The sequence below is a fragment of the Cerasicoccus maritimus genome, assembly GCA_031296935.1.
In the GTDB taxonomy this organism is placed as follows: domain Bacteria; phylum Verrucomicrobiota; class Verrucomicrobiia; order Opitutales; family Cerasicoccaceae; genus Cerasicoccus; species Cerasicoccus maritimus.
Genome location: JAVDPD010000024.1, coordinates 20,430 through 47,023, shown reverse-complemented (window position 1 = coordinate 47,023; position 26,594 = coordinate 20,430). Strand labels below are relative to the sequence as shown.

The following is a 26,594-nucleotide window of genomic DNA, read 5'->3' as shown; positions in this document are numbered from 1 at the left end:
CATCGGAACGACTCCCCAACTTACTCATATTCATTAAATCAAGGCACTTCGATTAACCTCCCCTTTGGGGCCACACTCGCATGGAGGGAGGGGGGGGGACAGTCGTCCAGCTATATATTTCAAAGAACAATAATATCCCTGCCCGCTCGCCGGAGTGAGGCGCAGGAGAATCGCAGGCGACTCAGGGGCGGCCCGCAAAGGAGCCTGTCGGCATGACGCATTGCTGGCAAATCAAGCAAGAGCGTAAACCGACAAGACTCACACGTCGACGCTGCGCTGGGCAGACTGGCATAGAGGGTCCGACGTGGAGCTCGTTTGCGGCAGCATTGGGCGTCGGGCGCCAGGCATTTTACACCTACCCGGCGGCGAATGGGCCCGCTGTCGCAACACTCTCACGACGGCGACTCGAAAGCCCCCGCATGGCGTCGACTGGGATACCTTGGCGGCGCTTGCTAAGGTGGATGATGGTGGATAGAGAAGTTCATGGTGTATAGGTTGGGAAAGTGAATAGGTTTGGGAGCTACGAGGGATGAGTTGAGAGTTGGAGTGGTAGGAGCGCGAAGCTTCAGCGAGTGCTGCGTAAGAGTGGCGCGTTCAAGTAGCATAGGCGTCTCGCCTGTGCGCGGCTAGATGGATTAGGGCACAGGCGAGACGCCTATGCTACTTCGAAGAGGCAGTTTAAGTGATCAATTAAACACTAAATTATATACCTCTGTCCGCCAAACAAAAAGTGCACGCTTGAGCATTTTATTAGTGAGCAGCTCTCACTATTAACTCGCACTGGGAGTCAACAACTTACGCCACTCAAAATAATACACTTTGACAATCCAACCGACACTGCGCACGTTGATCGGCATTTCCATGGCTGAATATTATCAAAACCTGCGCCTCCCAACCCTGCGCGACATCGTTCGTGCTTTGGGTGCGTTGCTCGGAGTAATGCTCGTCGTCGTCGGAACTTGGATGCGCTGGCGCATGCACCAGAACTTTCTCGAGATCGAGTCCGATTTCAGCTATAAGATAACCTACCTACTAGAGGCCGTGCAAATCTTTGCCTTGGGCGTTTTTCTGTTGATCCCCTATCGCATGATCCTCCGCTCCAAAATCGCCGTGGCCATCTTCTGCTGGTTGATCATCTTCTATGCCTTCATCATGACCAGACAGGCCTTCGGAGAATCTGGCAGCGGAATTGATTCTACAGCAGCGACTCAATGCCTGCCGATTGCGCTCATTGCGCTAGCGCAGGCGTATCTAGTTCTGCGCCCGGCAAGCCGCCATGCAGCAACGCCAGTTCCCGCCAGCTAAGCAACTGCGCATCACCTGACACCACTCTCCCATGAAGCTCCGCTCCACCCTCATCATTCTCGGCATCTGCGTGCTGATGCTCATCGTGGGCATCGTCATCTGGGCAACCCACGACGAAGCGCCGCTGGACTACTCCAGCATGGCCATCGAGATCGGCCCGAAGGACGCGTCCGTTAACGGGTATACGCGGCTGCAGGAGATTGGCGATTCGCTGGAGTTTGACATGAGCAAACTAAAAGAACGCTTGGAGGATGGCAGCCCTCCCGAGCTTTCGCCGTTCGCCTTTGAGCCCTATCTATTGAATCAAGACGACCAGCAAACGCTCGTCGACATCAACCTAAGTAATAACGAACCGATCCGAGAAGCATTCGCGCTTGAGCATTTTCAAAGCGACGAAGCGCCCGATATCAACTTCAACATCAAGGGCGTCGGGGAATACTTGAGCTACGTTAGAGTCAACTGCTTGAAAGCCCGACTCCTGACTATAAACGGCGATCCCGATGGCGCCCTGGAAACTCTTCTCCAACTAGACCAGGAAATCAAGCGCCTCGCCAATTCTCATGGCGGTCTGGTGATTTTGCTATCCGCCACAGCCGGCGCACGATTAACGAACGAGGAGCTCACCTACCTGCTATCTCACAGCCAACCCTCAAAGGCAGCCCTCAAAAACGCACTACAAAACTATCCGCTGCGCGGCCAACTGACCCATGGCTTACCTGCCGCGATAAAATGGGAATTTCAATTAGCCATGAGTTCGCTTGATCAGCTGGAGAATGATCCCCAAGGACTGAAATACTGTATCGACGAATTGGAATACTTGCCAAACGCACTCATCTCTTTGGTCTACAAGCCGAACACCACCAAAAACATCTTTTTTGCTTACTCCAACCAGTTACTGAAAAACACCACTCTACCGGTTGATGAGCGCGTTGAAGCCTTTCCTGAAAGACGCTCCATCCCCCGGATGATAATCGGCGGCAACGTGGTGGGCGAAATGTCAGCCGGCATGCTCTTGCCCATCATAGACAAGATGCCATATCGCCTGCTCCATTGCGATATTGAGTCCGAATACGTCTACCTCATGCTCGCGATAAGGCTTTACGAGATGGAACACGGCGCCCTGCCGCCCACGCTGGACGCACTCGTCCCGGATTACATCGACGCCGTGCCGCTCGATCCCTACGATGACCAGCCGCTACGCTACGACGCCAAGCGCGCGATCATTTACTCAGTTGGCGAGGATGGCGTGGACGACGGCGGTAGCGCCTACCTCTCTCGCCTGGATTACGCCCATCCCGATTACGAGCAGTCCATTGACTATGAAGAAATAGCCGAGGAAGACGAAGAAGAGCCCACCTACCACATTCGCTTTGACCTGGAGCCGCGGACGTTTGAACGTGCGCCCGTCGAGCCAGCCCCGACCGAACAACAACCATGAAGCTTCGCTCCACCCTCATCATTCTCGGCATCTGCGCGCTAATGCTCATCTCGGGCGTTGTCATCTGGGCAACCCACGACGAAGCACCACTGGACTACTCCAGCATGGACATCGAAATCGGCCCGAAGGACGCGTCGATCAACGGATATACGCGGCTACAGGAGATTGCTGACGAATACGATTTCAGCGCGATAAGCGGACTCAACGTCAACCCGTTTGTCGCCTATCCTGCCCTTCCCCAGGTAGAGCTCGCTGCGCGGCTCCAAGAATACGAGCCGACCATTCAGTTGATAGATGATGCCTTCGGTCGTGAACTCTTCCTCTACGATCAGAAGGTAAACCTTCAGACGGTCTTCACCGAGACGAAGACAATGACGCTGTATAACTTTGCGGTCTGTCTCAAGAGTCGCCAGCAAGCAATCGATGGCGATCCGGACGCCGCGTTGAAAACACTACAAGACCAATTGGCGAAAATCGAAAGGCTATCTCAAGCCGGGGGCGGCATTTTTAATACGATCATCTCAGCTGGAATGCTCAACTTTACCTCGCAGGAGATCCAATACTTAATCAGCAACTACCCGCTCTCGCGTGAGAGCCTATCGGAGTTCCTGAAAAATTATCCCGAACATGGACGACTCCTTGCCGCCGCAGCCAATAGCGCAACTTACGAGTTTCAACTAGCGAAAGGCGCTTTCACGGATCTCACTCAAGACCCAGCATCGATCTATGACACCGCATCCAGCGAGAAAACGGCGTTAAAGCCCCTCGCATCAGCTCTATATAAACCCAACGCCACCATCAATTGGGCTTACCAGATCTTCCTCGAGCACCAGCAACAGCTAAGCCTTCCCCTCAAGGACCATGAGTATCCAGCAATGGAGCGCCTACAGCAACTCGCCGATAAAAAGTCACAAGACACGCTGACGAAATATCTCGATTCCAACATCACCGGACACATCGCGCTGCTCCTCTGCATCCCCACACTGGATGGCGCCACCAGGAACCTCTACAAAATCGAACTGGTATCCCGCGTCACTTACCTGCTCGCCGCGCTGCGCCTCTACCAAATGGACCATCAAAGCCTGCCAACAAAACTGAGTGACCTCGTCCCCGCATACATTCCAAGCATCCCGGCGGACCCGTTTGATGGCCAGCCCATCCGTTACGATGCAGAACGGGCGGTTCTGTATTCTGTGGGCATCGATTTCATCGACAACGGCGGCAATTCATATCCATCGCGCCTCGACGATCCAGACAGCCAAGCCAAATCCAAATTCATCGCCGAGCGATACCAAGAAGAGCCGACCTATCACATTCGCTTTGACCTGGAGCCGCGGACGTTTGAACGTGCGGAGTAATGGCGAAAAAGCGCATTTCTGCGGGACTACTCATGTATGACGACTCGGGCGACGAGCTGCGCGTGCTCGTGGCGCACCCTGGTGGGCCGTATTTTCAAAAGAAAGACGCCGGCCATTGGTCGATCCCCAAGGGGGAGCCCGAAAAGGACGAAACCGACCTGCTTGAAGTCGCTCGACGGGAGTTTTTCGAAGAAACCGGGCTCGAACCACCGGCAGCGAGTGACTGTAACGTCATTTTCTGGCCGCTGGACACCATTACGCAAAAAGGCGGCAAGGTGGTGCACGCCTGGGCGTTTCGCGGGGATTGGGCCGAGGGCCGTGTGCCCGTCAGCAACGAAATCGCCATCGAATGGCCGCCCAAATCCGGCAAAAGGATGCTGATTCCGGAGGTGGACCGTGCGGAAATGGTCCCCGTCGCCGAGGCCAAGCGCCGGCTTAAGGAATCTCAATGGCCGCTGGTTGATCGCTTAGCGGCGGTTTTGAAGGGAGCGTGAGAAGACGGAGGGCGGAGGTCTGTAATCTGAGGTCGGAAGTCGGAGATCGGCGATCTGATCTGAATTTCAAACTACCGATTGCTGACTTCCGATATCCGACCTCCGTCCTCCGACTTCCGCCTAATCCCGATCACTGCTTAAATCTAGGGTAGAAGCTTGATATCAACTTTGCCCGTGCGCTAGAAACTGCCAAGTGATAAGGACTTCGGGGCATTTCCTCCTTTACACCAAGCCCGTAAAGGAGAAACTTCGGGGCTTGCCCAACATTTCAACGACTTTAATCTCTTATACCTTGTGACTTCCGCTGACGATTTTGTTCTCCAACTCATGCAGGACCGCGGCCTCGTGGACGCGGACACCGTCGACCAGGCGTTGGCCGAAGCTGGCGCCCAAGAAGAGCCACCCGAAAACCTTGATGGCGAAGCCATTGAGATGATCGTGGCCAGCGGCACCTGCTCTCACCAACAAATTGTTGAAGCCCTCGCCGAGGAATTCAACATGGAGACCATCGACTTGAACGACATCCGCGTTTCCCATGAAGCGCTGGAGCTGGTCAGCCGCGAAATGGCAGCCCGCTACCATGTGTTCCCGATTGAAGTCGATGGTAACACGCTGGAGCTCGCCACCTGCGACCCGCTCGACGTTGACTCGATCGACTCCCTCAGCCACGTGCTGAAAATGAGCGTCAACACGCGCCTGACGACCCCGGAGCAAATCTCCAAGGCGATCGAGAATTATTACGATTCGCCCGAAGCATCTGGCCTCGAAGGCATGGACAGCCTCTACAAAGACGTGCTGGGCGACGACGATGTAAACGTCGAGCTGCCCACCGGCGATGAGGACAACACCGACGAAGAGGCCGCGCCGATCATCCGCTATGTGCACATGATCATCACGGAGGCCATCAAGCGTCGCGGGTCGGACATCCATATGGAGCCGCTGGAAAAGCGTTTCCGCGTCCGCTACCGCATTGACGGGCGTCTGGTGGAGGTGGAAAACCCGCCCAAGCGCCTACAGCCTGCCATTATTTCCCGCATCAAGCTGATGGCCAACGTGTCCATCGCCGAAAAACGCATCCCGCAGGATGGTCGTATTCAAATGCGCGCCTCGGGCAAGGAAATCGACCTTCGCGTGTCCGTGCTGCCCACGGTTTACGGCGAGTCCATCGTCATGCGTATTCTTGACAAGGAAGGCCTGAACCTCGGCTTGCCGCAGCTAGGTTTCTTCTCGGACGACCAAGCCAATTTCGAGAAGATCATCGCGATGCCAGACGGCGTGTTCCTGGTCACCGGGCCAACCGGTTCGGGTAAGTCGACCACGCTTTATTCCGCACTGAATTACGTCAACCACCCGGACCGCAAGATCATCACGGTGGAAGACCCGGTTGAGTATCAGATGACGGGCATCAACCAGGTGCAAGTCCGCAAGGACGTGGGCATGACCTTCGCCGCAGCGCTGCGCTCAATGCTCCGCCAAGCGCCGAATATCATCATGGTCGGGGAAATTCGTGACTTGGAAACGGCGGAAATCGCGATTAACGCGTCGCTGACCGGCCACATGGTATTCTCCACCCTGCACACCAACGATGCGCCGAGCGCCGTGACCCGCTTGCAGAATATTGGCGTGAAGCCGTTCCTGATTTCAGCCGCTCTGCGCGGTGCATTGGCCCAGCGCCTCGTGCGCCGCATTTGCCTGAACTGCAAGAAGCCATATCTGCCGGAAGTCCATGAAGTCAACGCCATGGGCATCCCCGAGCAGCAGCTCAGCGAGATTGAGTTCTTCCACGGCGAAGGTTGCCCGAAGTGTAACCACACTGGCTGCAAGGGCCGTATGGGCATCTTCGAGTTCTTCGTCGTCACCGAGGAAGTTCAGCAGATGATTTACGAAGGCCGCAACCTCGTGGAGCTGCGCACCAAAGCGCGCGAAGCAGGCATGCGTTCCATGCGCGAGGACGGCTTCCGCAAGGTCGCCGCGGGCATGACCACCATTGAGGAAGTCCTCCACGTGACCGTGGGCGACATGAGCTAAAGAAATGCAAAATGCAGAATTCAAAATTCAAAAACAGAACAGGCGCCAGAATGGCTACGGTTAATTTTTTGCATTTTGCATTTATAATTTTGAATTCCAAAGGACGCCCATGAGCTACGAAATGAATGAATTGCTCAATCTGATGTGCGACGAAGGCGCATCGGACCTCCACATTCAAGTCGGCCAGCCCCCCACCCTGCGCACTGGCGGCTCGATGGTGCCCGTCGATGGCCCCGACCTGGAGCCTCAAGACACCGAGGCGCTCATGGAGGCCATCACTTCGGACGCCCACCAGCAAAAGCTCAAAACCATTGGTGGCGCCGACTTCGGTTTTGCCTTTATGGACAAGGCGCGCTTCCGCGTGTCGGTCATGAAAGCCAAGGGCAACTACGGCATGGTGCTCCGCCAAATTCCGAACAAGCTGTTCGGCCTGCGTGAGATTGGCCTGCCCGACAAAGTAAAAGACCTCCTCACCCGCCCGCGCGGACTCATCCTCGTGACCGGCCCGACCGGCTCCGGTAAGTCCACCACGCTGGCCTCGATGATCAACTGGATCAACGAGAACATCGACGGCCACATTATCACGATCGAAGACCCGATCGAATACTACCACGACCACAAACGCTGCATCGTCACCCAGCGCGAAGTCGGCGTGGACGTGCCCAGTTTTGCCGACGCCATCCGCGGCGCACTTCGCCAAGACCCGGACATCATTCTCGTCGGGGAAATGCGCGACCTGGAGACCATTGAAGCGGCGGTCTCCGCGGCGGAAACTGGTCACCTCGTCTTCGGCACCCTGCACACCACCGGGGCCGCGCGCACGGTTGACCGTATTGTCGACGCCTTCCCGGCCGAAACCAAGGACCAGATCCGCACGCAGTTAGCCTCGTCCATCGTTTCGGTCATTTCGCAGGTGCTCTGCCGAAAAATTGGCGGTGGCCGCATCGCCAGCTACGAAATCATGGTCACCACGGACTCGATTTCCGCGCTCATCCGCGAAAACAAGACCTACCGCATCAATTCCGACATCCAAACGGGGGCCAACCTGGGAATGATCTCCCTCGACGCCCACCTCCTCAGCCTTTTCAACCGCGGGTTCATTACGGGCGAAACCTGCATCGAAAAATCTCAATTGCCCGACGAAATGCGCCAGAAAGTCGCCTCAATGGCCGCGCAGCAACGTTAACATCGCCTCTTTTGTTGCTTACCCATGTTTGAAGACCACAACGACACCATTTACGAGATCCTGCAGGAGAGCGACCTGATCGACGCCCCCCAACTGGACGACCTGAACCAGGCGCACATCAACACTGGCAAGGCCCTCGCCGAGGAAGCCATCGACTCCGAGCTCATCCAGCGCGAAGAGTTGCTCCAGCTCGTCGCCGACTACCTGCAATACGAATACCTGGACACGCTCCCCGAGCGCATCGAACAGGACATCGTGGAGTCCGTGAAGCCGTCCGTGGCCCGCATGTATGCCGTGCTCCCGCTGCGCGTGGACGACCACTCCATCGACCTCCTCGCCAAAGACCCCTTTAACAATAGCATCATTGACGACCTCACGTTCTCACTCAGCAAGGACGTCAACCTCGTCGTCACCGATCCCGATAGCCTGGATAACCTCATTGTCCAGCACTACGGCAGCGAAGACTCCTCCATCGACGACCTGCTCGACGAAATCCGCTCCTCCGAAGCGGAGATCGACACCAGCGGCGAAATCTCCGCCAGCGAGCTAACCAACATGGCCAACGAAACGCCGATTATTCGTTTCGTGAACCTCGTGCTCCAGCAGGCCATCCGCGACAAGGCGTCCGACATCCACTTTGAGCCCTTCGAAACGCAGTTCCGCATCCGTTACCGTATTGACGGCGCGCTGTATGAAATGGCCCCCCCGCCCTCCAACCTGGCGATCCCGGTCATTTCCCGTATCAAGGTGCTTTCCAGCCTGAATATCGCGGAGCGCCGTATCCCGCAGGACGGTCGTATTAAAATGACCATCGCCGGCCGCCCGGTTGACCTTCGCGTATCGACCCTGCCCACGCAGTTCGGCGAATCGGTGGTTTTGCGCGTTCTGGACAAGTCCGTGGTCAACCTCGACCTGGAAAATCTCTCCATGCCGGACGACATCATGCAGTCGATCCGTGGCTTGGTGGCCCGCCCGAACGGCATTTTCATTGTCACTGGCCCGACCGGTTCTGGCAAGACGACCACGCTTTACTCCGCGCTGCGCGAAGTGAACAAGGTCGACACCAAGATCCTCACCGCCGAAGACCCCGTGGAGTACGAGATCGACGGCATCATGCAGGTGGCCATTAACCACGCAGTGGGCCTCAACTTCGCCGCCACGCTGCGCTCCTTCCTGCGTCAAGACCCGGACAAGATCATGGTCGGTGAGATTCGTGACCTCGAAACCGCCCAGATCGCGGTGCAGGCATCGCTCACTGGTCACGTGGTGCTCTCCACGCTCCACACCAACGACGCCCCCGGCGCCGTGACCCGTATGATCGACATGGGCCTCGAGCCGTTCCTCATTTCCGCCTCGCTCGAAGGCGTCCTTGGCCAGCGCCTCGTGCGCCGCATCTGCCCTAGCTGCCGCACCGCCTACGAGCCCGACGCCGAGCTGATCGACGTCCTCGGCATCGACCCGCTTGAAATCGCCGACAAGCAATTCTACTACGGCAAGGGTTGCGCCGAGTGTAGCCAAACCGGTTACCGCGGTCGTCAAGGTCTCTTTGAGATGATGATGATCACTGACAGCATCCGCGACCTCATCACTGAGAAGGCGCCAACACTCGTGCTGAAGCAAAAAGCCCTAGAACAAGGGATGCGCACTTTGCGCGATGATGGGCTACGTGCAATTTTTGACGGCGCAACCACCATCGAGGAAGTGTTAAAGTATACCTAACGGCCCGAAATGCCGCATTTTCCAAATTTACGCGCCTCAAACGCGTAAATTTGCATTGTCTCTTCTTCACCTGAACCGCAATTTAAACGCTTTCTAATATCTGACACCTGCTTAAGACCCCATGGCCAAATTCAGCTACACCGCAATCGATCCATCCGGAAAACAAAAAACTGGCTCTATCGACGCAGCCTCTGAAGATGATGCACAGAGCAAGCTTTCGGGTATGGGGCTGATGGTCAGCAACATTTCCAAGCAAGCCGACTCAGGAAAAAAGTCCCGTCGAGCCACCAGCGCCTCCCAAAGCAGTGGAAAGAAGGGGGGCGGCTTTAGCTTCGGCGCTGTGATCAATCAGGAAGAGCTCACAATCTTCACCCGCCAGATGGCCACCCTGCTCCAAGCAGGCCTGCCACTGCTGCGTAGCCTTGAGGTGATGATTCGACAGGAGAAGAATCCGCGCTTTAAGGACGTGCTCGTGCAAATTGCCGACAACGTCCGCTCTGGTAACAACTTCTCGGACGGCCTCGCCCAGCACCCCAAGATTTTCAAGCCACTCTTCGTCAACATGATCAAGGCCGGTGAGGCTGGTGGCGTGCTTGACGTCGTGCTGACCCGTTTGGCGAAATTCATGGAAAAGGACCTGAAGACCCGCAAGAAGATCAAGTCCGCCATGATTTACCCGATCGTTATTATCTCGGTCGCGTTCATCATTGTGATGGGTCTGCTCATGTTCATCGTGCCGAAGTTCCAGGAAATTTTCGAAACGATGCTCAAGGGCAAATCTATGCCAGCGTTGACGGAATTCGTTATTGGCGCAGGTAACCTGGTGAAGCCCACGGGCTTCGTGGACGGCCTTATCAAGTTCGGCGCGTTCGTCGTCCTCTTCTTTGTCTTCCGCTTCCTGATCGGCACCGGTCCCGGGCAAAAAGCCAAAGACTGGCTCGCGCTCAACACTCCAAAGGTGGGTGAGCTCGTCAGCAAGGCCGCGATCTCCCGCTTTACCCGCACCTTCGGCACCCTGCTCTCTTCCGGTGTGCCGATCCTGCAATCCTTGAATATTACCCGCGACGTCATCGGCAACAGCCGCATCGCCGCGGCGCTCAACAAGGTGCACGACCGCGTGCGTGACGGTGAAAGCCTCGCCACCCCGCTCGAGCAGCAGAAGATCTTCCCAACCATGGTCACCAGTATGATCGACGTCGGTGAAGAAACTGGTGAGCTCGCCGAAATGCTTAACCGCATTGCGGACAACTACGACGAAGACGTGGACAACGCCGTGAACTCGATCACCTCCATCATCGAGCCAATCATGATTATCTTCCTCGCGGTCATCGTCGGCACCATCGTTATCGCGCTGTTCCTGCCGATTATCTCCATCATTCAAAACCTCACCTAAAGGTTCCGAAAACCATTTCAACGAAAAGCCCGGTTCACCAAGGACCGGGCTTTTTTGTGCGCGCTTGGGGGGGCGTTATGAAACAGGAAGAACGGGAAGCATGGGCCTCGCCCATACAACGTTCCGGTCTTCCCGATCTTTCTGTTATCTCTAAAAATTCGGCAACGAGACTACTGCTGCGCCGGTGACTCCAGGTAGTCGCGGCAGGCGAACTTTACCTCGTTGAGGAAATGGCCGGGATTGTCCTGCGACCAACGATTGGAAAAGACTTCGACCTCGATCAGGCCATCGTAGCCAGCGTCTTCCATCTGCTGCGTGATGCGGCGCAGCTCGATGCAGCCCTCGCCCGGAATGCCACGGTCGTTGAGGAAGTCCACCGTCGGCGTTTTCCAATCAGCCACGTGGTAGCAAAAAAGTTTATCATTCTCCCCAGCGCGGGCAATTTCATCGCCAAGCGTGGAGTCCCACCACTGCTGGTAGGCGTCCACACAAACACCAAGATAAGTCGACCCCAGTTGCTCCACGAGGTCATTGGCTTCGCGCAGGGTGTTGATGCAGCCGCGTTCATCCGCCTGCATTGGGTGCTGGGCTTCGAGCGCCAAGCGCACATGCTTCTTCTCGGCATACGGGATGAGTTTTTCCAGCGCTTCACACACCTGCTGGCGACTAACCTCCAAGGACTGATGTGGATCGGCGCCCGGGATGATCAACACAGCGGAGGCGCCGATGGCCTCCGCCTCGTCAATGCAACGCTCGGTGTCATAAATCGCCGAGCGACGCTCATTAGGATCCTCGGCGGCAAAGAAGCCACCCCGACAATAGGACGCCGGTGCGAGATTGTATTCCTTGAGCAATTTACGAATCTCAGTCGGCCCCTTCTCCATCACATCCTGACGCCACAAGGAGACACCAGCAAAACCAGCTTCAGAAATTGCACGCAACTTATTCTCCACCCCTTTCACATCGAGCGAAATGGTGTGGATCGCCAAGCGGGATTGCCGGGACTGCGCACGCTTCTTGGCAAACAAGGCTAAAGGATTCATGGTTTATGGGAAATTCGATACGGATGCGCGAATGCGCCAAAGGGGTAAGGCTATAGAATTTATGACAGTTGAAAAGCTAAACAGTTTCTGAAAAATCACTGCGCCCTAATCGGCCAAGTTAGATGAAAGTGCCCTAAACATACGTGCACACAGAAAAGTGTATGCGTTGCCATGAGCAGTGAATCTCTATAGATTTGTCCACCAACAGGGAACGGATAGGCTAAACTGAAAAATACGTAGACACAGAAATCAAAGGCTTGCCAGCCCTAGTTCACCCCTAACACCAGCATCATGAAAACCTACATCAGTATCCTTTCACTCCTCGCTTTCGGCGCATCACAGAGCCACGGTGTGCTCCTCGCCTACGAACCCTTTGACGACATTGCTGGCACTACGGTTCCCAGCAACATGCCAATCCTCGCGGGCTCCTCCAGCACTGATGCAGTGACCAGTGGCTCGTTAACCTCCCCCAGCGGCTTAGAGCCATCTCAAGACAACAAGTTCAGCCTCACGGCGGGTGGTAATGTAACCTACGGGCTCAGCTTCACCCCCACCGGCAGCTCAACTGGCGACACCGTCTATTATTCGTTCCTGTTCGAACTTACCGACCTGTCCAGCCTTGCGACATCCAGCACCAACGGCCCGATATTAACACTGAGCACCGGGACCACCAAGCAAGTGGGCGCATTCAGCGTTGCCCTGGACGCCGACAATTCCAGCGCCTTTAATATTGGCTTTGATGCCTCCAATAAAGGCATCGGCGGCGGAGCCGTGGTCGACACCACCGAGTATCTGGCCAACACGACCTACTTCATAGTCGTCGCCTACACCCCCGAGGGTGGACTAAGCGGCTCTGGCAGCCTCTGGGTGAACCCGGACAGCTCCAGCTTCGGCACAGAAACCGCGCCAACGGTAACCCTCTCAGATGCCGGTGGCTACGCCGCAGACATTGCGACCCTTCTGCTGGACAAACAATACTCGGCAACACCCGGCTTTAACGTGGACGAAATTCGTGTGGGCACGAGCTGGGCCGATGTCACGCCAGCTACGGTTCCCGAGCCCGGCCACTATGCCATGCTGCTCGGCACCGCGACGCTCGGCCTGCTTTACATCCGCCGCCGCAAATAAACTTTTCTCACATCTCGTTGCACCAGATCACCAGTGGGCATGCTGCCACTGGTGATTTTTGCATATAGAAATTCGTCTTCAGCAGAAATGCCTCTCCAGCATTTACCCCAATCACAAACCAATGGATGCAACTGCACGTTGCCTAAAAGTGTCTGTCCAGCGGGACGCAGGTTGGGAAAATCATTGCCATGTGTGAAGTGGAGGACTTATTCAACCTGCATGCCCAGTGACTCTTTCCTGCCGACACCAAAACGCCACATTCCGAAGTGGCCGTTCTGGTTAGGCGATGTACTCCTCGTCGGAACCGGCATTGCGCTGGCCTTCTCGCAAGGCGCTCCGCTATCGCCCTTGGCGATGGCCTGGGTCGTAATTTCCATTGTCAGTGGCGCGGTGCTAGCCTGTGCTCCTTTCGTCGTGGAGTTTGTCGTCAACGCCAAAGGTGGCGGGAGCGGCGATTACGCCGAAGTCCGCAACAAAGTCCTCAAGCTGGAATTCCGCCTCGCCGAACTGGAGCTCAATGGCGGTGGCGCGCCTGAATCTGCCCGCATCGCCCAGAGTCGCTACTCGCGTTTTACCGAAGACGAAGATGATCTCGGCGTAGGCACAGTCACCAAGCAGCCCAAGGCCGAAACGCCGATCGAAGAAACCAAGCCACAAGCATTGAAATTCGGGCCGACCGGTGCTGCCCTCGTGGGTCGCGGCCCCTCCCAGCCAACGACTTCCGGCGTGTCCCCTGAAGATCCCGAGCCGATTGCTGAATCCGCACCATCCAAGCCCAAGAGCAAGCCCCCTTTCCGCATTCAAAAAGCACCTGTGATCGAGGAGCCCGACGAGCACGACTACGGCGAGCCAGACGAAGATTTACCCACCAGCCTGGATGACATCGGCCCCGCTGAAAAACGCGATCCCAAACACCTGCGCAAGGCCCTTGACCAAGCCCGCAAGGAAGCTGGCTCCAAGGCCGTCTCCCGCCTCATCCGCGGCGGCAAAAGCTAGCCAGCATTCCGCTGGACCGGCAGATTTTTGCACGGCAAACCTTTTGGCAGACAGCCGTAGCCCGAGAAGGCAAATTCCTCCTTGCAGGCATTTGATTGGAGCAGTCGAAGATATGTCAAAGGCTGTCAAAATTCAGTTAGACCAATCGGTCAATTGAGCATAGACGTTGACCCCTTCATTAAATTGAACGTCATCACTTTACAATGAAGCAACGCCAGCTCACCCTGCTATTACTTACGTTTTCGGTGCTCATGCTCGAACTTACGCTAATCCGTTGGATCGCAGCGCAAATTCGCATAGCCGCCTATTTTCCCAACCTGGTGCTCATTGCCGCCTTTTTCGGCATGGGCTTGGGCTGCCTGCGCCAGTCGAAGCGTTCGCTGTTTTGGTTGTTCCCCGTCGGCCTGCTGCTGCTGACCGTTCTCGTGAGCCTGGGCAGCCACATAGCCTTCACCGCCAAGGGCAGCAGCGAGCACTTTTGGCTGCTATATTACAACCTCCCCGAGGACGCCCCCGTCATCAACAACATCCTGGCGCCACTTGGTATCATTTTCCTACTCGTTGCCATCGTCTTTATGCCGTTGGGTCAGGCCGTGGGCAAAATTCTCGATGAGTGCCAGAAAGCCAACCAGACGCTTATTGGCTATGCGTTCGACCTTGGGGGCTCACTGATCGGCGTGGTCCTGTTTACCCTGCTCTCGCTTTGGCAGACGTTTCCTTGGCTTTGGTTCACACTGGCCATGACACCGGTCGCACTGCTCCTACACCGCCAGTATGCGAAGCAAGGCATCTACGCGGCGCTGGTTGCGGTGATCGTGCTGGTGGTTATAAAGGCTGAAACCGCAGATGCCTACAGCCCCTACTATGCTCTGCAAACTTATGAGCAAAACGCAGACAACGGGCAGGTGCTCGGGCGTCCGGTGCTCACCAACGGCTCACTACACCAAGTAATGCTCCCCCTACAGCGCACAGAGGGCGTCAGCTCCGCGTATGCTGACAAGGCATTCGCTGGATTCCAGTATCCTTACAGCTTGCTGAAGCAAAAGCCGAAGCGCGCGCTAGTCCTAGGTGCTGGCACTGGTAACGACGTATCCATGCTGCTCATGCTCGGGGTCGATCACATTGACGCCGTGGAAATAGATCCGCAGATTCTCGCTTATGGTAGGGAGCTCCACCCGGACCAACCATACAGCGACCCGCGCGTGACGCCACACACCGAAGACGCCCGCTCTTTCCTCAACCACAGTCAGGAAAAATATGACGTTATCATCTTCGGCACCCTCGACTCGATGACCCGCCTGTCCGCGCTCTCCAATGTGCGCCTGGACAACTTTGTTTACACCCGTGAATCCATCGAATCCGCCAAGCGACTCCTCGCAGATGACGGCGGCTTGATCTTACACTTCATGGTCTCTGATGCCCACATCAGCAGCAAAATCATCGCGATGATCACAGAGACCTTTGGAGAGTTTCCCGTTATCAATGCGGGCGAATTCCGACTCTTTAACCAGTCCTTTATGGCTGGCCCGGCCTTTGCCCACGTGGCGCCCGAGATGCGCAAACAGCAGACCCAACAATACCTCGATCTCACCACCAACACCAAGCTCGACATCCCCACCGACGACTGGCCTTACCTCTACGTAACGGAACGCGGGATCAGCCCGTTTTACCTGAAGATGATCGCCGTTGTGCTCTTCATTTCCATCGTGCTCTTCGTAATCGCCACGCCACGTGAGCCCGGACAAAAAGGCCTCCTACGAACCTTCGATGCGCCCATGTTCCTCTTTGGCGCGGCCTTCCTGCTGCTCAACACGAAATCCGTCACTGAAATTGGCCTGCTATGGGGTAATACCTGGATGACGAATTCCATCGCCTTTGCCTCGATTCTGCTACTCTTGCTGATCAGCACGCTGGTATTCGCCTACAAGCCATTCAACGAAAAGGCCTGCTTCATCTTACTGTTCCTCACTCTGGCCGCGCTTTACCTGGCACCGCTCAGCGCCTTGCTGGGCGTCTCCACCGGGCTCAAGCTTGCGGGATCCATCGTCTTCATTGGCGCGCCATTTTTCTTTGCTGGCGCCTGCTTTGCGGCGGTCTTCAAAGGGCGCACAGATGTTGCTTCCGGCCTCGGCTGGAATGTTATCGGCGCTCTCTGCGGAGGACTGCTCGAATACATCAACATGCTCACCGGCTTCAAGGCGCTCTACCTGTTAGTGCTGACATTCTACCTGATCGCCTTCCTCCTTTACCTGCGCGAAGAGAAAGCCACGGCAAATTCAGCAGTAAAAGTTTAAACTCCCTATCCTTGCGTCCGGCGTGAAGATCAATACGCTGTGATTCATGTCCAATCCGATCTTTCGTTTCTGGGTCCTCATCGCGTTACTCGCTACCAGCTCTGTTTGGGGGCAAACCGAAGGGCGTAAAACCGCGGTTTTCGTCAACAATCTGGCAGGCGTCGAGCTCGCCAGCAAAGCCAACGCCCTGGAGTCACTCCTCGCGGCCAACCTCAATGGTCAGGGCTTCAATGTCATCAGTCGGCAAGAGGTGGCGAATTCCCTCGCGCAAGATCCGAGCGTGGAAGACCTCGGTCGCGCGCTGGCCACAAGCTCCTCGGCCCTTCGCCTGGCGCAGACCTTGGGCGCGGATTACCTGCTGGTCGCCAACATCGTCTCCTACGGCCAACGCAACGTGAAATACCGTGGCTACGACATCGCCACGGCCAACACCACCTACACTCTGCGCGTCTCCTACGGCCTGCTGGAAGCCAGTGGCGGCGCGGGCCTCGTCGGCGAGGAAATTTCCGTTTCCGAAACACTCCGCGACGATGAAAACATCGAGATTGTCGACACAGATTTGCTCAACGGCCTGATCACCGATGCCGCCGCGCTCATCGCGGAGAACGCCAAGGAAGAAGCTGGTCTGGGCAACATTCCAGTCGCCCCGGAACCCGCCGCACCGGTCGGATTTGCGATCACGCCGCGCCTGCAGGACATCGCGGTGCCCAACGTGATCATCGACGAGGACAACGTCGTGACGCTGTCTGCGGAGAAATTTCCCATCGAGGCAATTGGCGTCAATGTCGAGCTCGATGGCGTCGTCCTCGGCAGCGCGCCGGGCACCTTCCAAGCCCGCCCGGGGCTCCACCAACTGCGCCTCACCCGCGACGGCTTCAGCTCCTGGGAGCGCAACGTGAATCTCTACGACGGCTTTGTGCTCGTGGCGCAGCTGAACTTCTCCGCCGACGGCCTCCAGCAGTGGCAGGAGATGAGTGAATTCCTGCAAGCCCTGCAAAATGACCGCCAATTGACCGACGCCGAAGCGGAGGAAATTCGCGGCAAAGCCGAGGCGCTGCGCCAGAGCGGTTTCCGTGTGGACACGAACCAGGCACCGAGCTTCATTTACCAAAACAGCTTGTGGGGCAACCCCTTCCCGGTCCCCCTCGAAGTTGTCGAATAAAACGTGCTTTCGAATCGTTTGAACAACATGAAAAAGCTGATTCCATTCATTTGCCTGATGACCGCCACCGTGCTGGCACCCTCGCTTCCCGCTAAGGTGACGATAAAAGATGGCGAGTCCGCGCCAGCCGTCGTGCCCGTCACGGGCTCGGTCAACGCGATACCGACCAGAATCCAGTGGGAATACAAGACCGAGTATTACCAGCAGCTCAGTGAAAAACGGCTCAATGATTTCGGCAAGCAAGGCTGGGAGTTGGTTGGGTTTTCCACGAATCAGGACCGCAACCAAAACGTGTCCTACTCCTACGTTTTCAAACGCCCCAAACAAATCGCGCCCCAATAAAAATTCTTTCGAATAAACGCCGGCTTGGCGTCGTTAAACCGACTATGAAACCGATCTTTGCCCTACTCGCCCTCGTGGCGTCCGCTGCCCTTTCCCACGCCGCCAAGCCCACGTTGGCGATCCCGCCGGTGCAGGTAAACACCGCCCTGCAGAGCGAGAGCTCCGCCGACCGCGCCGCGCTGCCACAGTTTGTCGCCTCGCTCCAGTCCAGCCTCGGCAGTGCCTTTGGCGAGACGGGTAAATTCGCCGTCATCAGCCGCACGGACATGAAGTCCCTCATCGATGAGCAGACCCTCGGCCAGTCTGGCAACCTAGACCCCGACACCGCCGCTGCCCAAGGTAAAATCGCAGGCGCGCAATACGTGCTCGTGGTCAACGTGACCAATTTCACCGCCGTGCAGGAGAAGGCGCACTTCAGCGCCATCGGCCGCGACCAGACCCGCAACATCGTTTACCTAACCGCCGACGCTAAGCTCTACGATTCCAGCACTGGAGCCCTCACCGCCAGCAGCAGCACTACCGTCGACAGCTCCCGCACGGATAATTATTTCTCCTACGGCCTGCGCGAAGGCAGCTTGAACAACGTCCTCTTCAACGAGGTCGCCCAAGTCGTGGCCGCCGACATCGCCGTCCAAATTACAGCCGATCTTTTCCCCGCCAAAGTCGTCGCCAAGACCGGCAAGCAGATCACCATCAACAAGGGCTCGGCCCACGGATTTAATCATGATGGGAAGACCATGAGCATTTACGCGGTCGGCGAAGAAATGACTGACCCCGACACCGGCGAATCCCTCGGCCAGGAAGAAGTCTTCCTCGGCACAGCCCACATCCTCCGCCAGGACGAACGCCTGACTATTGCCATCCTCCAAGATGACAACGGCGTCGAGCGCGGCCACATCGTACGGGTGGAATAAGAGAGAGAGTTTAACCTAAAGCACAGTCTGCTTTATGGAGTGCGCCAGCCCTCTGGCGCTTTCAGCATTTTCAACCCGGTTGGTATCTGGAGCAAAACGTAGCTGTGTGGATTCTATTTGAGCTCCCGCAAAATTCTAAAGCGCCAGAGGGCTGGCGCACTCCATAACTCGACCAACATAAAACGAAGTAGCGCAGGTTTCCCGCCTGTGCTACTTGCTACTCCCCGTTAAACGAGAGCACGATCCGCCGGGAATGCTGCATGTCGCGATGCTCCCAGAGGAAGACGCCTTGCCACGTGCCAAGGCACAACCGGCCGTCAACAAACGGAATCACCTCGGACGTACGCGTGAGGGCCATTTTGATGTGGCTCGTCATGTCGTCCGGGCCTTCGAGCGTGTGCGTATAGTTTGGGTCGTCCTCGGGGACGAGTTTGTCCATGAAGTAATGCAGGTCCGCACGCGCTGACGGGTCGGCGTTCTCCATGATCACGAGGCTACAGCTGGTGTGCTGACAGAAAACCGTCACCGTGCCCGCCTGCAGGCCGGATTGGCGCAGGGCGGCTGCTATGTCGCTGGAAATTTCGTAAGTGCGGCGCCCACTGGTCCGCAGTGTGATCGTCTGGGTAAAATTAGGCATTCTGCACGGAATTACCCATCGGGATTGCGTATTTTGCGCATTAATTTGCCCGCCTCGTTCGTCAGGAAGGTGCGCGGCAGGTGCTGGGAGAAAAAGCACATCAATTTGTTCATGAATCCGGCAATCACGTGCTTCTGTTGCTTCTCGATCGCGGCAAGGCACGTATCGACAACGAGTTGCGTGCTCGTCATGCCCGGAGGGTTGTCGCCAAAGCCCGCAGCCTTGAAGAAATTGGTCTCCGTCGGCCCCGGACAAACGACAATCGTATTCACCTTAGTATCCTTGAGGTCATTACCCAAGGCCTGGCTCCAGTTGAAGACAAAGCTCTTCGTAGCGCCATAAACCGACAGCACCGGCGTGGGCTGAAAAGCCGCCGTGGAAGCAATCGTCATGACCGTGCCGCCGCGCTCCAAAAGCTGCGGCAAGAGCAGCTGTGTCAGGTGGACCACTGCGCGGACATTGAGGTCGACCACCATGAGCTGCTTGTCCACCGGGATATCCTGCGCAAGTCCATAAGCGCCTACCCCGCTGTTATTTACGAGCAGCACTTGGCCGGCCCCGGCGTTGAGCTTGAGCCACTCCAAAACCTTCACCCCAGCGTCAGCCACGGCGGAAGGCTGAGAGAGGTCGGCGGCCACGTGGGTGAGTACGCCTTCAGCGAAATTATTTTCCGGTTCCGACCGAGAAATGTTGCATATCTTGGCGGACGGGTTTAATTTTGCAATCGCATCAATGAGACCACGACCAATTCCAGAAGAACCGCCCGTCACAATGACGGCGGTATATTTTTGTACGGCACGGGATAAGCTATCGTTGTTCATGCAGGGAACCTTGCGTTCTAGGCCTAGTCTAAGAGTTCAGACACAGCCTGATTGCGTAGAGTAATTTTATCAGTGCTCCTTTACTGGAGCGAAAACCAAAGAACCACAAACGGAAAATGCCAATGAATACCAAAGAAGTCATCATAAGCGGCGTTCACCTCGATCTCACGGATTCGCTGAAGCGAATTGTGAAGGAAAAGGCTGAGAAACTCTTTATCCACGAAGAGCGCATTATTCGACTTCGCGTGGAGCTCGAGACCAACAGTCACAAGGGCAACCAGGATGAATTCATTGCGAAAGGACACATCGAAATCAACGGCCCTCCCATGGTCGTTTCCGACTCCAGCGACGATCTCTATAAGTCGATCGACGGCATGATCAACAAACTCGACCGCAAGCTGCGCCGCCGCGCACGCCTCATGAAGGTGAAGCGCAAGAACAAGCACGGCGTCGAGATCCCTGCCGACCTTCCAAAAGTGGAAGTCGCCTGACCTACGCAACTATTCCCAGCGAATTCATGGCCCGTCGTTATACCGGCGGGCCTTTTTTATTCAGGAAAACTACGCGTCGCCCAACTTGGCCTGGGCAATCGCCGCATCGCGCAGGCCCTCCAGCGGGCCAATTCCTTTTTTGCGGCCCAGTACGTTGATCAACCAGATAATCGGGACAACCCACTTCGGAAAACCCGCCTGCCGCATATCCACCACCTGGCGCACCCGCGTAGCCCGCCCGTTTTTTCGGACTTCCAGCGTGTAAATTTCATCCACGTGCCCGCCCATTTCCCGCGGAAAGTGCCGCAGCGCCAAACGTTGAAACGGCTCCAGCGCGCGCACCTCAACATCCGTCACCTGCTCGCGGCTCATTTTAAACGTCGCCACAAAGCGGTCTCCTTGCCGCAGCTCACGCCCCAAGCTGGGGCAGCTCACGCATTTCGGGTTCCACAGCTCCATGTACTCGGCATAGCGCAGCATCTCCCAAACCGGCTCTGGGGGCAGCTCGATGTCGATGCAGTCTCGTAGGATCATGGCGGCGGTGAACGATTCAGCTTGAAAGAATGTCCACCAATACATTGTAGATATTTTTGCCGCTCGCAACCGCGAACACGGTCCATTAATCAATCCCACCATGCCTTTTTACGAGTTTTACTGCCCGGAAAACCACACCCAATACACTTTTTACGCCCGTAGCCTCAAACACGCGGGCAAGACGCCCCGCTGCCCGGACAACCCCGAGTGGCCCATGCAGAAGCAGGTTTCGCAATTTTCATTCGTCAAAGCATTCGGCGTGGAGGGCGACCCCGCGCTCGATGACTCCAAATACGACGACCCGCGCTACGAACAGGCCATCAACGAGCTGGAGCGCGAATTTCAGAGCATGGATGAGAATAACGTCAGCCCGGAGCAGCTCGGCCACCTCATGCGCAAGGTGGGCGAAGTCACCGGTGAAGCCCTGCCCCCAGCACTGCGCGAAATGGCGGCCCGCCTCGAACGCGGCGAAGACCCCGACAAGCTGGAGGAAGAATACGGCGACGACCTCGACGCCGACCCGATGAGCGTCGTTGACGGCAGGGGCAAAAAGTTGCTCCAGCGCTTGAAAGGCCCCCGCAAAGACGAGACTGTTTACGAAATCGAGGACTACCTGGATTAATTGATCACCATGGAAACCTACGCCAAGCTCACCGCCGCCCTAAAAAACACCGCCCTGCTCGACGCCACATCTGGCATTCTCGGCTGGGATGAGCAGGTCAATCTCCCGCCCGGCGCCGCCGAGCTCCGCGCACAGCAAAACGCCGCGCTAGCTGAGGTCATCCACCGCGAGTTTACCCGCCCGGAAATCGCCCAATGGCTCACCGAACTGGAAGGCGCGGAGCTCGATCCCGACGCCGCCTGCGTAGTCCGCGAAACCCGCCGCGAGTACGACCGCGCCGCCAAGCTCCCCGCCGACTTTGTCCGCCGCAAAACTGAAGCCGCCAGCGCTGGCTACCACGCCTGGACCGAGGCTCGCAAAAACAGCGATTTCTCCCAGTTCGCTCCCATGCTCCAAAAACAGCTGGACCTCGCCCGCGAGGAGGCTGGTTACCTGGGCTGCGCTGACAATGCCTACGACTACTGGATCGACCGTTTCGACCCCGGTATGACCTCGGCGGTGTTCACCGATCTTTTCAATGAGATGCGCACGCCGCTGCGCGACTTAGCCGAGGCCGTCCTCGCCGCCCCGCGCCAGGCCGACGTTTCGATTTTCAAAGGCTTCCCCGTCGATCAACAGGAAACCTTCCTGCGCGAAGTCCTTGAGCGCATCGGCTTCGACTTCAACCACGGCCGCCTCGATACAGCCATCCACCCGTTCTGCGGTGGCAGCAGCTGGGACACCCGCCTAACCACGCGCTTCTTCCCGGACAACCCGCTCGACTCGCTGTTCAGCGCCATCCACGAAGCCGGCCACGGAATGTATGAGCAAGGGCTCCGCATCGGCAACCCGGGCTGCTTCGGCCTGCCGCTCAGCGAAGCCATCGGCATGGGCGTCCACGAATCGCAAAGCCGCATGTGGGAAAACCAGGTCGCGCGCAGCGAAGCCTTCTGGACCTTCTACGAGCCGCGCTACCGCGAAGTCTTTGCCGCGCAGTTGAAGGACGTCTCCTCGGAAGACCTCCGCCTGGCGATCAACGCCGTACAGCGCCAGCCGATCCGTGTCGATGCCGATGAGGTGACTTATAACTTGCACGTCATCCTGCGCTTCGAAATCGAGCGCGCGCTCTTTGCGGGCGACCTCGATGTAGCTGGCGTCCCGGCCGCGTGGAACGAGCTCAGCCAAGACCTGCTGGGCTTCACGCCGGAAACCTTCGCTCAAGGCTGCCTGCAAGACGTCCACTGGTCCGAAGGCTTCTTTGGCTACTTCCCGAGCTATGCATTGGGCAACGTGCTCGCCGCGCAGCTTTGGAACGCCGCCAATGCCGACTTGCCCAACCTGCAAACCGAATTCGCCACCGGCGACTTCAGCGCGCTGCTAAACTGGCTCCGCGACAAGGTCCACCGCCACGGCAAACGTTTTGGCACACGCGAACTCATCCGCCAGTCCATTGGCGAGGAAATCTCACCCGCCCCACTCATCGCCTATCTGCAAGAACGCTACGGCGCGCTTTACGGAGTTGGCTAATGGTAGGCGACTACATCGGACGCCTAGCACCCACCCCTACCGGGCGTTTACACCTGGGCCACGCACGCACGTTTCATACTGCTTGGAAGCGTGCCCGTGAAGCCAACGGCGTCCTCATCTACCGCGACGAAGACATCGATACTTTGCGATGCAAAGCTGAGTTCTCTCAGGGCGCAATGAAAGACCTGCGCTGGCTGGGTCTTAATTGGGATGCCGGACCCGACATCGGCGGACCAAATGCGCCCTACCAACAAAGCCAGCGTACCGAGCGCTACCTCGATGCGTGGCACCGCTTGAAAAACGGAGGCTGGATTTACCCAAGCACGCATTCACGCAAGCAACTGCGAGAAGCGACCGAGTCCGGCTTCGCCCGGCAGTCCCCCATCAACGAAGACGAGCAAGACAGTGAAGCAATTTTCCCTGAGTCTTGGCGGCCGGAAAAAGGCATTGGCCAAGACGCGACTGAGCCCGGCGATTTCAACTGGCGTTTCCGCGTGCCCGACGGCGAGGTCATCACCTTCGAAGACGGATACTTTGCAACGCAAAGCTTCACGGCCGGCGAAGACTTCGGCGACTTCCTCGTATGGCGCCGGGACGGCGTTCCCGCCTATGAGCTCGCCGTCGTCGTGGACGACATCGCAATGGGCATCACCGAGGTCGTGCGCGGCGCGGACCTGCTCCGCTCGACTGCCCGGCAACTACTCATCTACCGCGCACTGAGTGCCAAGCCTCCAGCGTTTTACCACTGCCCACTCGTGCGCGATGAGAGCGGCCAACGCCTCGCCAAGCGCAGCGAGAGCCTTAGCCTACAAGCCCTGCGCGAAAGCGGCAAGACAGCCTCCGATCTACAAGCATAAAAAGGGCGACTCAACACGAGCCGCCCTTCGAAAAAACTTTGTGATGCAGCCTAGCGATTCGCTTCGGCAATCTTCTGCGCTCGCATAGAAAGCTCTGATGCAAGGAACGCGTGCTCCTGCGTCATGGCGTTTTCCGTGCGGTTCAGGCTATCGAGAATCAACTGGCCGAAGAATGGGAAACCAACCTCACCGGTGACGCGCAGTTCCTGATCACCTTCCTGGTCACACAGGATGATGATGTTGCCTTCGTTCGAACGACCGTTGTCGAAATACTTCCGAATTTCGATGGTGCCCTTCGTGCCGGTGATGAAGCTGCGACCGTCGCCCCAACCACGCGCGCCCTTCGGCGAGAACCAATTGACGCGTGAGAAGCAGGAAACGCCGTTGTCGAGCTTGAGCACGGCTTCACCGATGTCTTCCAAGCCCGGTGTGTCCTGGTTGTGCAGGTTATCCACGCGGGCATGCACGACTTCGCCGCTCTTCTGGCGTGTGTAGTGTAGGAACTGGTCGAACTGGTGCGAAGCGATGTCCGTCAGGATGCCGCCGTATTGCTCCTTGTCGAAGAACCACTCAGGACGGCTCGGCTTGTTGAGGCTGTGCGGACCGAAGATTTCCATGTGGACGATGTCGCCGATGGCACCGTCTTGGATCAATTGGTCAACATACCAAGCCGACTCCACGTGCACGCGCTCGGAGTAGTAAACCATGTACTTCTGGCCGGTGCGCGCGGCGACTTCGCGAGCCGTAGCGAGCTGCTCAAGCGTGGTGAAGGGGCACTTGTCCGTCAGGTAGTCCTTGCCAGCTTCCATGACCTTGCAGCCCAACGGACCACGCAAGTTCGGAATTGCAGCGGCGGCGACCATATGGACCGAGTCATCTTCCAGAATCGCGTCGAGCGAGTCGACGACCTTGGCTTCCGGGTGGTCCTTGAGAAAGACATCGATCTTGTCCTGATTGACTGCTGGATTTGGTTCGTAGATGTATTTCAACACCGCGCCCGCCTCGGTGAGGCCATTGACCTCGCCCATGATGTGACCGTGGTCGAGGTGCGTCGCAGCGATGACATACTCGCCCTTTTCGACGACCGGCTTGGGCTTGGCCGCCGTGGGCGCGTAATTCATTCCGTCTTTAGACATGATGCTTTGCGATACAAAGTTAGTTGCCGTAGGTGCCAGCGAGATTGGCCGGACCAGTCTCTTTCACCTCTTTCACGTGAGTCGACTCAGCGATGAGCTTCTTCAAGTGCGCTTCGTAAGCTTCGCCATCGAGCGGCAGCTTGAGCGTCGTATCGGTGAAGCTCGAGTAGAGCATGCTGTTGGCGAGCTCAACGGAGTTGATGCCTTCAGCGGCCGGAGCAATCAGCTCGGCACCATTGAGGATCGCGTCGACGAAGTTCTTCATGATGCCGATGTGCTGCTCGCCAAACCCCTGAGTCGGAATGGAAATTTCCCATGTCGACGGCTTGGCGAAACCTTGGTCTGTTTCATTCGAGAATTCGGTGCTCTGCTTTTCGTTGCGAGTCCACTTAATACCTTCGCCTTCGATGATCACCTTGCCTTGCTCGGCGGCAACTTCCAGGCGGTTAGTGCCAGGAGCTTCACCAGTGGTGGTAATGAAGACGCCGGTGGCGCCATTTTCATACTTCAGATAAGTCGTCACATCGTCTTCCACTTCGATGTCGTGGAAGCGGCCAATCTGGCAGTAGGAACGTACTTCAACGGGCATGCCAAAGAGCCACTGCAAGAGGTCCAGCTGGTGCGGGCACTGGTTGAGCAGCACACCGCCGCCTTCACCACCCCAGGTAGCACGCCAGCCGCCGGAAGCATAGTATTGCGCAGTGCGGAACCAATCAGTGATGATCCAGTTGACGCGGTTGATCTTACCCAGTTGACCGGAAGTGATCAGCTCGCGCAGCTTGATGTAACGCGGGTCGGTGCGTTGGTTGAACATCGCTGCGAAGACAACGTCTTTGTTCGTGTGCGCGGCGATCAGGCGCTCGCAGTCGGCCTTATGCACGGAGATCGGTTTTTCCACCAAGGTATGAACACCAGCTTCCAGCGCAATGATGCCCAGCGTGGTGTGCGAGTAGTGAGGCGTCGCAATGATCACGGCATCTATTTCGCCGCTCTTAATCATCTCTTCGCCGCACGAGAAATGCTTTTGATCCTTGTAGGATTCAAGACGCTTGTCGTCGTTGTCGCAAACCGCGGCCAACTTAGCGCCGGGGACTTTGCCTTCGATGATGTTTTTAGCATGGGCCGAGCCCATGTTACCAAGGCCGATAATGCCTATCTTGACTTCTTTCATGACTAACTGAGGGTCTTAG

At 56.9% G+C, this 26,594-nt stretch carries 24 protein-coding genes; 18 read left to right on the top strand and 6 right to left on the bottom strand.

Going from position 1 to position 26,594, the window contains the following annotated elements:
• Nucleotides 1-861 precede the first annotated feature (861 nt).
• From RBB62_RS14625 to RBB62_RS14590, 8 genes are all read left to right on the top strand, one after another.
• Nucleotides 862-1,305, top strand: a complete 444-nt coding sequence (locus tag RBB62_RS14625) for a hypothetical protein (protein WP_309399720.1) — start codon at nucleotides 862-864, stop codon at nucleotides 1,303-1,305.
• Between the two features lie 31 nt (nucleotides 1,306-1,336).
• Nucleotides 1,337-2,743, top strand: coding sequence for a hypothetical protein (locus tag RBB62_RS14620; RefSeq protein ID WP_309399719.1), 1,407 nt, complete (start codon nucleotides 1,337-1,339; stop codon nucleotides 2,741-2,743).
• Entirely contained in the window at nucleotides 2,740-4,101 is a 1,362-nt protein-coding gene (locus RBB62_RS14615; RefSeq protein ID WP_309399718.1) for a hypothetical protein, read from the top strand. The genes RBB62_RS14620 and RBB62_RS14615 overlap by 4 nt, the downstream gene beginning before the upstream one ends.
• Nucleotides 4,101-4,595: an NUDIX domain-containing protein gene (locus RBB62_RS14610; RefSeq protein ID WP_309399717.1), complete on the top strand. Its 495-nt coding sequence runs from the start codon at nucleotides 4,101-4,103 to the stop codon at nucleotides 4,593-4,595. Before RBB62_RS14615 ends, RBB62_RS14610 begins: the two co-directional genes overlap by 1 nt.
• Nucleotides 4,596-4,889: 294 nt before the next feature.
• A complete protein-coding gene (locus RBB62_RS14605; RefSeq protein ID WP_309399716.1) occupies nucleotides 4,890-6,623 on the top strand; it encodes a GspE/PulE family protein in 1,734 nt (577 codons plus the stop codon).
• A gap of 109 nt (nucleotides 6,624-6,732) precedes the next feature.
• Nucleotides 6,733-7,809: a type IV pilus twitching motility protein PilT gene (locus RBB62_RS14600; RefSeq protein ID WP_309399715.1), complete on the top strand. Its 1,077-nt coding sequence runs from the start codon at nucleotides 6,733-6,735 to the stop codon at nucleotides 7,807-7,809.
• Nucleotides 7,810-7,833: 24 nt separating this feature from the next.
• Nucleotides 7,834-9,528 (top strand): GspE/PulE family protein, encoded by a 1,695-nt coding sequence (locus RBB62_RS14595; protein ID WP_309399714.1) that lies wholly within the window; start codon nucleotides 7,834-7,836, stop codon nucleotides 9,526-9,528.
• A gap of 121 nt (nucleotides 9,529-9,649) precedes the next feature.
• Nucleotides 9,650-10,921: a type II secretion system F family protein gene (locus RBB62_RS14590; RefSeq protein ID WP_309399713.1), complete on the top strand. Its 1,272-nt coding sequence runs from the start codon at nucleotides 9,650-9,652 to the stop codon at nucleotides 10,919-10,921.
• A 170-nt stretch (nucleotides 10,922-11,091) separates the two neighbouring features.
• On the opposite strand, the gene RBB62_RS14585 is transcribed toward RBB62_RS14590, so the two are convergent.
• Nucleotides 11,092-11,964, bottom strand: coding sequence for a sugar phosphate isomerase/epimerase family protein (locus tag RBB62_RS14585; protein WP_309399712.1), 873 nt, complete (start codon nucleotides 11,962-11,964; stop codon nucleotides 11,092-11,094).
• Between the two features lie 291 nt (nucleotides 11,965-12,255).
• Here RBB62_RS14585 and RBB62_RS14580 point away from each other — a divergent pair, with 291 nt between their 5' ends.
• The 6 genes from RBB62_RS14580 (at nucleotide 12,256) to RBB62_RS14555 (ending at nucleotide 18,800) form a co-directional block, all read left to right on the top strand.
• Nucleotides 12,256-13,092 carry a PEP-CTERM sorting domain-containing protein gene (locus RBB62_RS14580; RefSeq protein ID WP_309399710.1) on the top strand — a complete coding sequence of 279 codons (837 nt, stop codon included), beginning with the start codon at nucleotides 12,256-12,258 and terminating at the stop codon, nucleotides 13,090-13,092.
• Nucleotides 13,093-13,311: 219 nt separating this feature from the next.
• A complete protein-coding gene (locus tag RBB62_RS14575) occupies nucleotides 13,312-14,088 on the top strand; it encodes a hypothetical protein (protein ID WP_309399709.1) in 777 nt (258 codons plus the stop codon).
• Between the two features lie 203 nt (nucleotides 14,089-14,291).
• Nucleotides 14,292-16,382 carry a spermine/spermidine synthase domain-containing protein gene (locus RBB62_RS14570; protein ID WP_309399708.1) on the top strand — a complete coding sequence of 697 codons (2,091 nt, stop codon included), beginning with the start codon at nucleotides 14,292-14,294 and terminating at the stop codon, nucleotides 16,380-16,382.
• A gap of 46 nt (nucleotides 16,383-16,428) precedes the next feature.
• Complete coding sequence (locus RBB62_RS14565) at nucleotides 16,429-17,544, top strand: PEGA domain-containing protein (RefSeq protein ID WP_309399707.1); 1,116 nt, start codon at nucleotides 16,429-16,431, stop codon at nucleotides 17,542-17,544.
• A 27-nt stretch (nucleotides 17,545-17,571) separates the two neighbouring features.
• The gene (locus RBB62_RS14560; RefSeq protein WP_309399706.1) at nucleotides 17,572-17,886 is read left to right on the top strand and encodes a DUF4177 domain-containing protein; all 315 of its coding nucleotides are present in this window, start codon (nucleotides 17,572-17,574) and stop codon (nucleotides 17,884-17,886) included.
• A gap of 44 nt (nucleotides 17,887-17,930) precedes the next feature.
• Nucleotides 17,931-18,800 carry a CsgG/HfaB family protein gene (locus RBB62_RS14555; RefSeq protein ID WP_309399705.1) on the top strand — a complete coding sequence of 290 codons (870 nt, stop codon included), beginning with the start codon at nucleotides 17,931-17,933 and terminating at the stop codon, nucleotides 18,798-18,800.
• A gap of 217 nt (nucleotides 18,801-19,017) precedes the next feature.
• On the opposite strand, the gene RBB62_RS14550 is transcribed toward RBB62_RS14555, so the two are convergent.
• Together RBB62_RS14550 and RBB62_RS14545 are read right to left on the bottom strand one after the other, a co-directional pair.
• Entirely contained in the window at nucleotides 19,018-19,437 is a 420-nt protein-coding gene (locus tag RBB62_RS14550) for a secondary thiamine-phosphate synthase enzyme YjbQ (protein WP_309399704.1), read from the bottom strand.
• An 11-nt stretch (nucleotides 19,438-19,448) separates the two neighbouring features.
• A complete protein-coding gene (locus tag RBB62_RS14545) occupies nucleotides 19,449-20,258 on the bottom strand; it encodes an SDR family NAD(P)-dependent oxidoreductase (protein WP_309399703.1) in 810 nt (269 codons plus the stop codon).
• Nucleotides 20,259-20,380: 122 nt separating this feature from the next.
• Between RBB62_RS14545 and hpf the strand changes: the two genes are divergently transcribed.
• Nucleotides 20,381-20,749 carry a ribosome hibernation-promoting factor, HPF/YfiA family gene (gene hpf / locus RBB62_RS14540; RefSeq protein ID WP_309399701.1) on the top strand — a complete coding sequence of 123 codons (369 nt, stop codon included), beginning with the start codon at nucleotides 20,381-20,383 and terminating at the stop codon, nucleotides 20,747-20,749.
• A gap of 69 nt (nucleotides 20,750-20,818) precedes the next feature.
• On the opposite strand, the gene RBB62_RS14535 is transcribed toward hpf, so the two are convergent.
• Nucleotides 20,819-21,328, bottom strand: a complete 510-nt coding sequence (locus RBB62_RS14535; RefSeq protein ID WP_309399700.1) for an SRPBCC domain-containing protein — start codon at nucleotides 21,326-21,328, stop codon at nucleotides 20,819-20,821.
• Between the two features lie 55 nt (nucleotides 21,329-21,383).
• On the opposite strand from RBB62_RS14535, the gene RBB62_RS14530 reads away from it, so the two are divergent.
• The 3 genes from RBB62_RS14530 to RBB62_RS14520 are packed head-to-tail and all read left to right on the top strand — an operon-like array spanning nucleotide 21,384 to nucleotide 24,268.
• Nucleotides 21,384-21,905 (top strand): hypothetical protein, encoded by a 522-nt coding sequence (locus RBB62_RS14530; protein WP_309399699.1) that lies wholly within the window; start codon nucleotides 21,384-21,386, stop codon nucleotides 21,903-21,905.
• Nucleotides 21,906-21,914: 9 nt separating this feature from the next.
• Nucleotides 21,915-23,411, top strand: a complete 1,497-nt coding sequence (locus RBB62_RS14525) for a carboxypeptidase M32 (protein ID WP_309399698.1) — start codon at nucleotides 21,915-21,917, stop codon at nucleotides 23,409-23,411.
• A complete protein-coding gene (locus RBB62_RS14520; RefSeq protein WP_309399697.1) occupies nucleotides 23,411-24,268 on the top strand; it encodes a glutamate--tRNA ligase family protein in 858 nt (285 codons plus the stop codon). Before RBB62_RS14525 ends, RBB62_RS14520 begins: the two co-directional genes overlap by 1 nt.
• A 50-nt stretch (nucleotides 24,269-24,318) precedes the next feature.
• Here the strand turns inward: RBB62_RS14520 and RBB62_RS14515 are convergent, their stop codons facing one another.
• Both RBB62_RS14515 and RBB62_RS14510 read right to left on the bottom strand, forming a co-directional pair.
• Entirely contained in the window at nucleotides 24,319-25,404 is a 1,086-nt protein-coding gene (locus RBB62_RS14515) for a Gfo/Idh/MocA family protein (protein WP_309399695.1), read from the bottom strand.
• 19 nt (nucleotides 25,405-25,423) lie between these two features.
• On the bottom strand, nucleotides 25,424-26,575 hold the full coding sequence (locus RBB62_RS14510) for a Gfo/Idh/MocA family protein (RefSeq protein ID WP_309399694.1): 1,152 nt from the start codon (nucleotides 26,573-26,575) through the stop codon (nucleotides 25,424-25,426).
• Nucleotides 26,576-26,594 lie beyond the last annotated feature (19 nt).

Coding starts and splice junctions, on each gene's coding strand:
- RBB62_RS14625 (WP_309399720.1), top strand. CDS start 862: ATGGCTGAATATTATCAAAACCTGCGCCTCCCAACCCTGCGCGACATC.
- RBB62_RS14620 (WP_309399719.1), top strand. CDS start 1,337: ATGAAGCTCCGCTCCACCCTCATCATTCTCGGCATCTGCGTGCTGATG.
- RBB62_RS14525 (WP_309399698.1), top strand. CDS start 21,915: ATGGAAACCTACGCCAAGCTCACCGCCGCCCTAAAAAACACCGCCCTG.
- RBB62_RS14510 (WP_309399694.1), bottom strand. CDS start 26,575: ATGAAAGAAGTCAAGATAGGCATTATCGGCCTTGGTAACATGGGCTCG.
- RBB62_RS14575 (WP_309399709.1), top strand. CDS start 13,312: ATGCCCAGTGACTCTTTCCTGCCGACACCAAAACGCCACATTCCGAAG.
- RBB62_RS14595 (WP_309399714.1), top strand. CDS start 7,834: ATGTTTGAAGACCACAACGACACCATTTACGAGATCCTGCAGGAGAGC.
- RBB62_RS14530 (WP_309399699.1), top strand. CDS start 21,384: ATGCCTTTTTACGAGTTTTACTGCCCGGAAAACCACACCCAATACACT.
- RBB62_RS14570 (WP_309399708.1), top strand. CDS start 14,292: ATGAAGCAACGCCAGCTCACCCTGCTATTACTTACGTTTTCGGTGCTC.
- RBB62_RS14610 (WP_309399717.1), top strand. CDS start 4,101: ATGGCGAAAAAGCGCATTTCTGCGGGACTACTCATGTATGACGACTCG.
- RBB62_RS14515 (WP_309399695.1), bottom strand. CDS start 25,404: ATGTCTAAAGACGGAATGAATTACGCGCCCACGGCGGCCAAGCCCAAG.
- RBB62_RS14550 (WP_309399704.1), bottom strand. CDS start 19,437: ATGCCTAATTTTACCCAGACGATCACACTGCGGACCAGTGGGCGCCGC.
- RBB62_RS14520 (WP_309399697.1), top strand. CDS start 23,411: ATGGTAGGCGACTACATCGGACGCCTAGCACCCACCCCTACCGGGCGT.
- RBB62_RS14580 (WP_309399710.1), top strand. CDS start 12,256: ATGAAAACCTACATCAGTATCCTTTCACTCCTCGCTTTCGGCGCATCA.
- RBB62_RS14590 (WP_309399713.1), top strand. CDS start 9,650: ATGGCCAAATTCAGCTACACCGCAATCGATCCATCCGGAAAACAAAAA.
- RBB62_RS14555 (WP_309399705.1), top strand. CDS start 17,931: ATGAAACCGATCTTTGCCCTACTCGCCCTCGTGGCGTCCGCTGCCCTT.
- RBB62_RS14600 (WP_309399715.1), top strand. CDS start 6,733: ATGAGCTACGAAATGAATGAATTGCTCAATCTGATGTGCGACGAAGGC.
- RBB62_RS14615 (WP_309399718.1), top strand. CDS start 2,740: ATGAAGCTTCGCTCCACCCTCATCATTCTCGGCATCTGCGCGCTAATG.
- RBB62_RS14535 (WP_309399700.1), bottom strand. CDS start 21,328: ATGTATTGGTGGACATTCTTTCAAGCTGAATCGTTCACCGCCGCCATG.
- RBB62_RS14585 (WP_309399712.1), bottom strand. CDS start 11,964: ATGAATCCTTTAGCCTTGTTTGCCAAGAAGCGTGCGCAGTCCCGGCAA.
- RBB62_RS14545 (WP_309399703.1), bottom strand. CDS start 20,258: ATGAACAACGATAGCTTATCCCGTGCCGTACAAAAATATACCGCCGTC.
- RBB62_RS14560 (WP_309399706.1), top strand. CDS start 17,572: ATGAAAAAGCTGATTCCATTCATTTGCCTGATGACCGCCACCGTGCTG.
- RBB62_RS14565 (WP_309399707.1), top strand. CDS start 16,429: ATGTCCAATCCGATCTTTCGTTTCTGGGTCCTCATCGCGTTACTCGCT.
- hpf (WP_309399701.1), top strand. CDS start 20,381: ATGAATACCAAAGAAGTCATCATAAGCGGCGTTCACCTCGATCTCACG.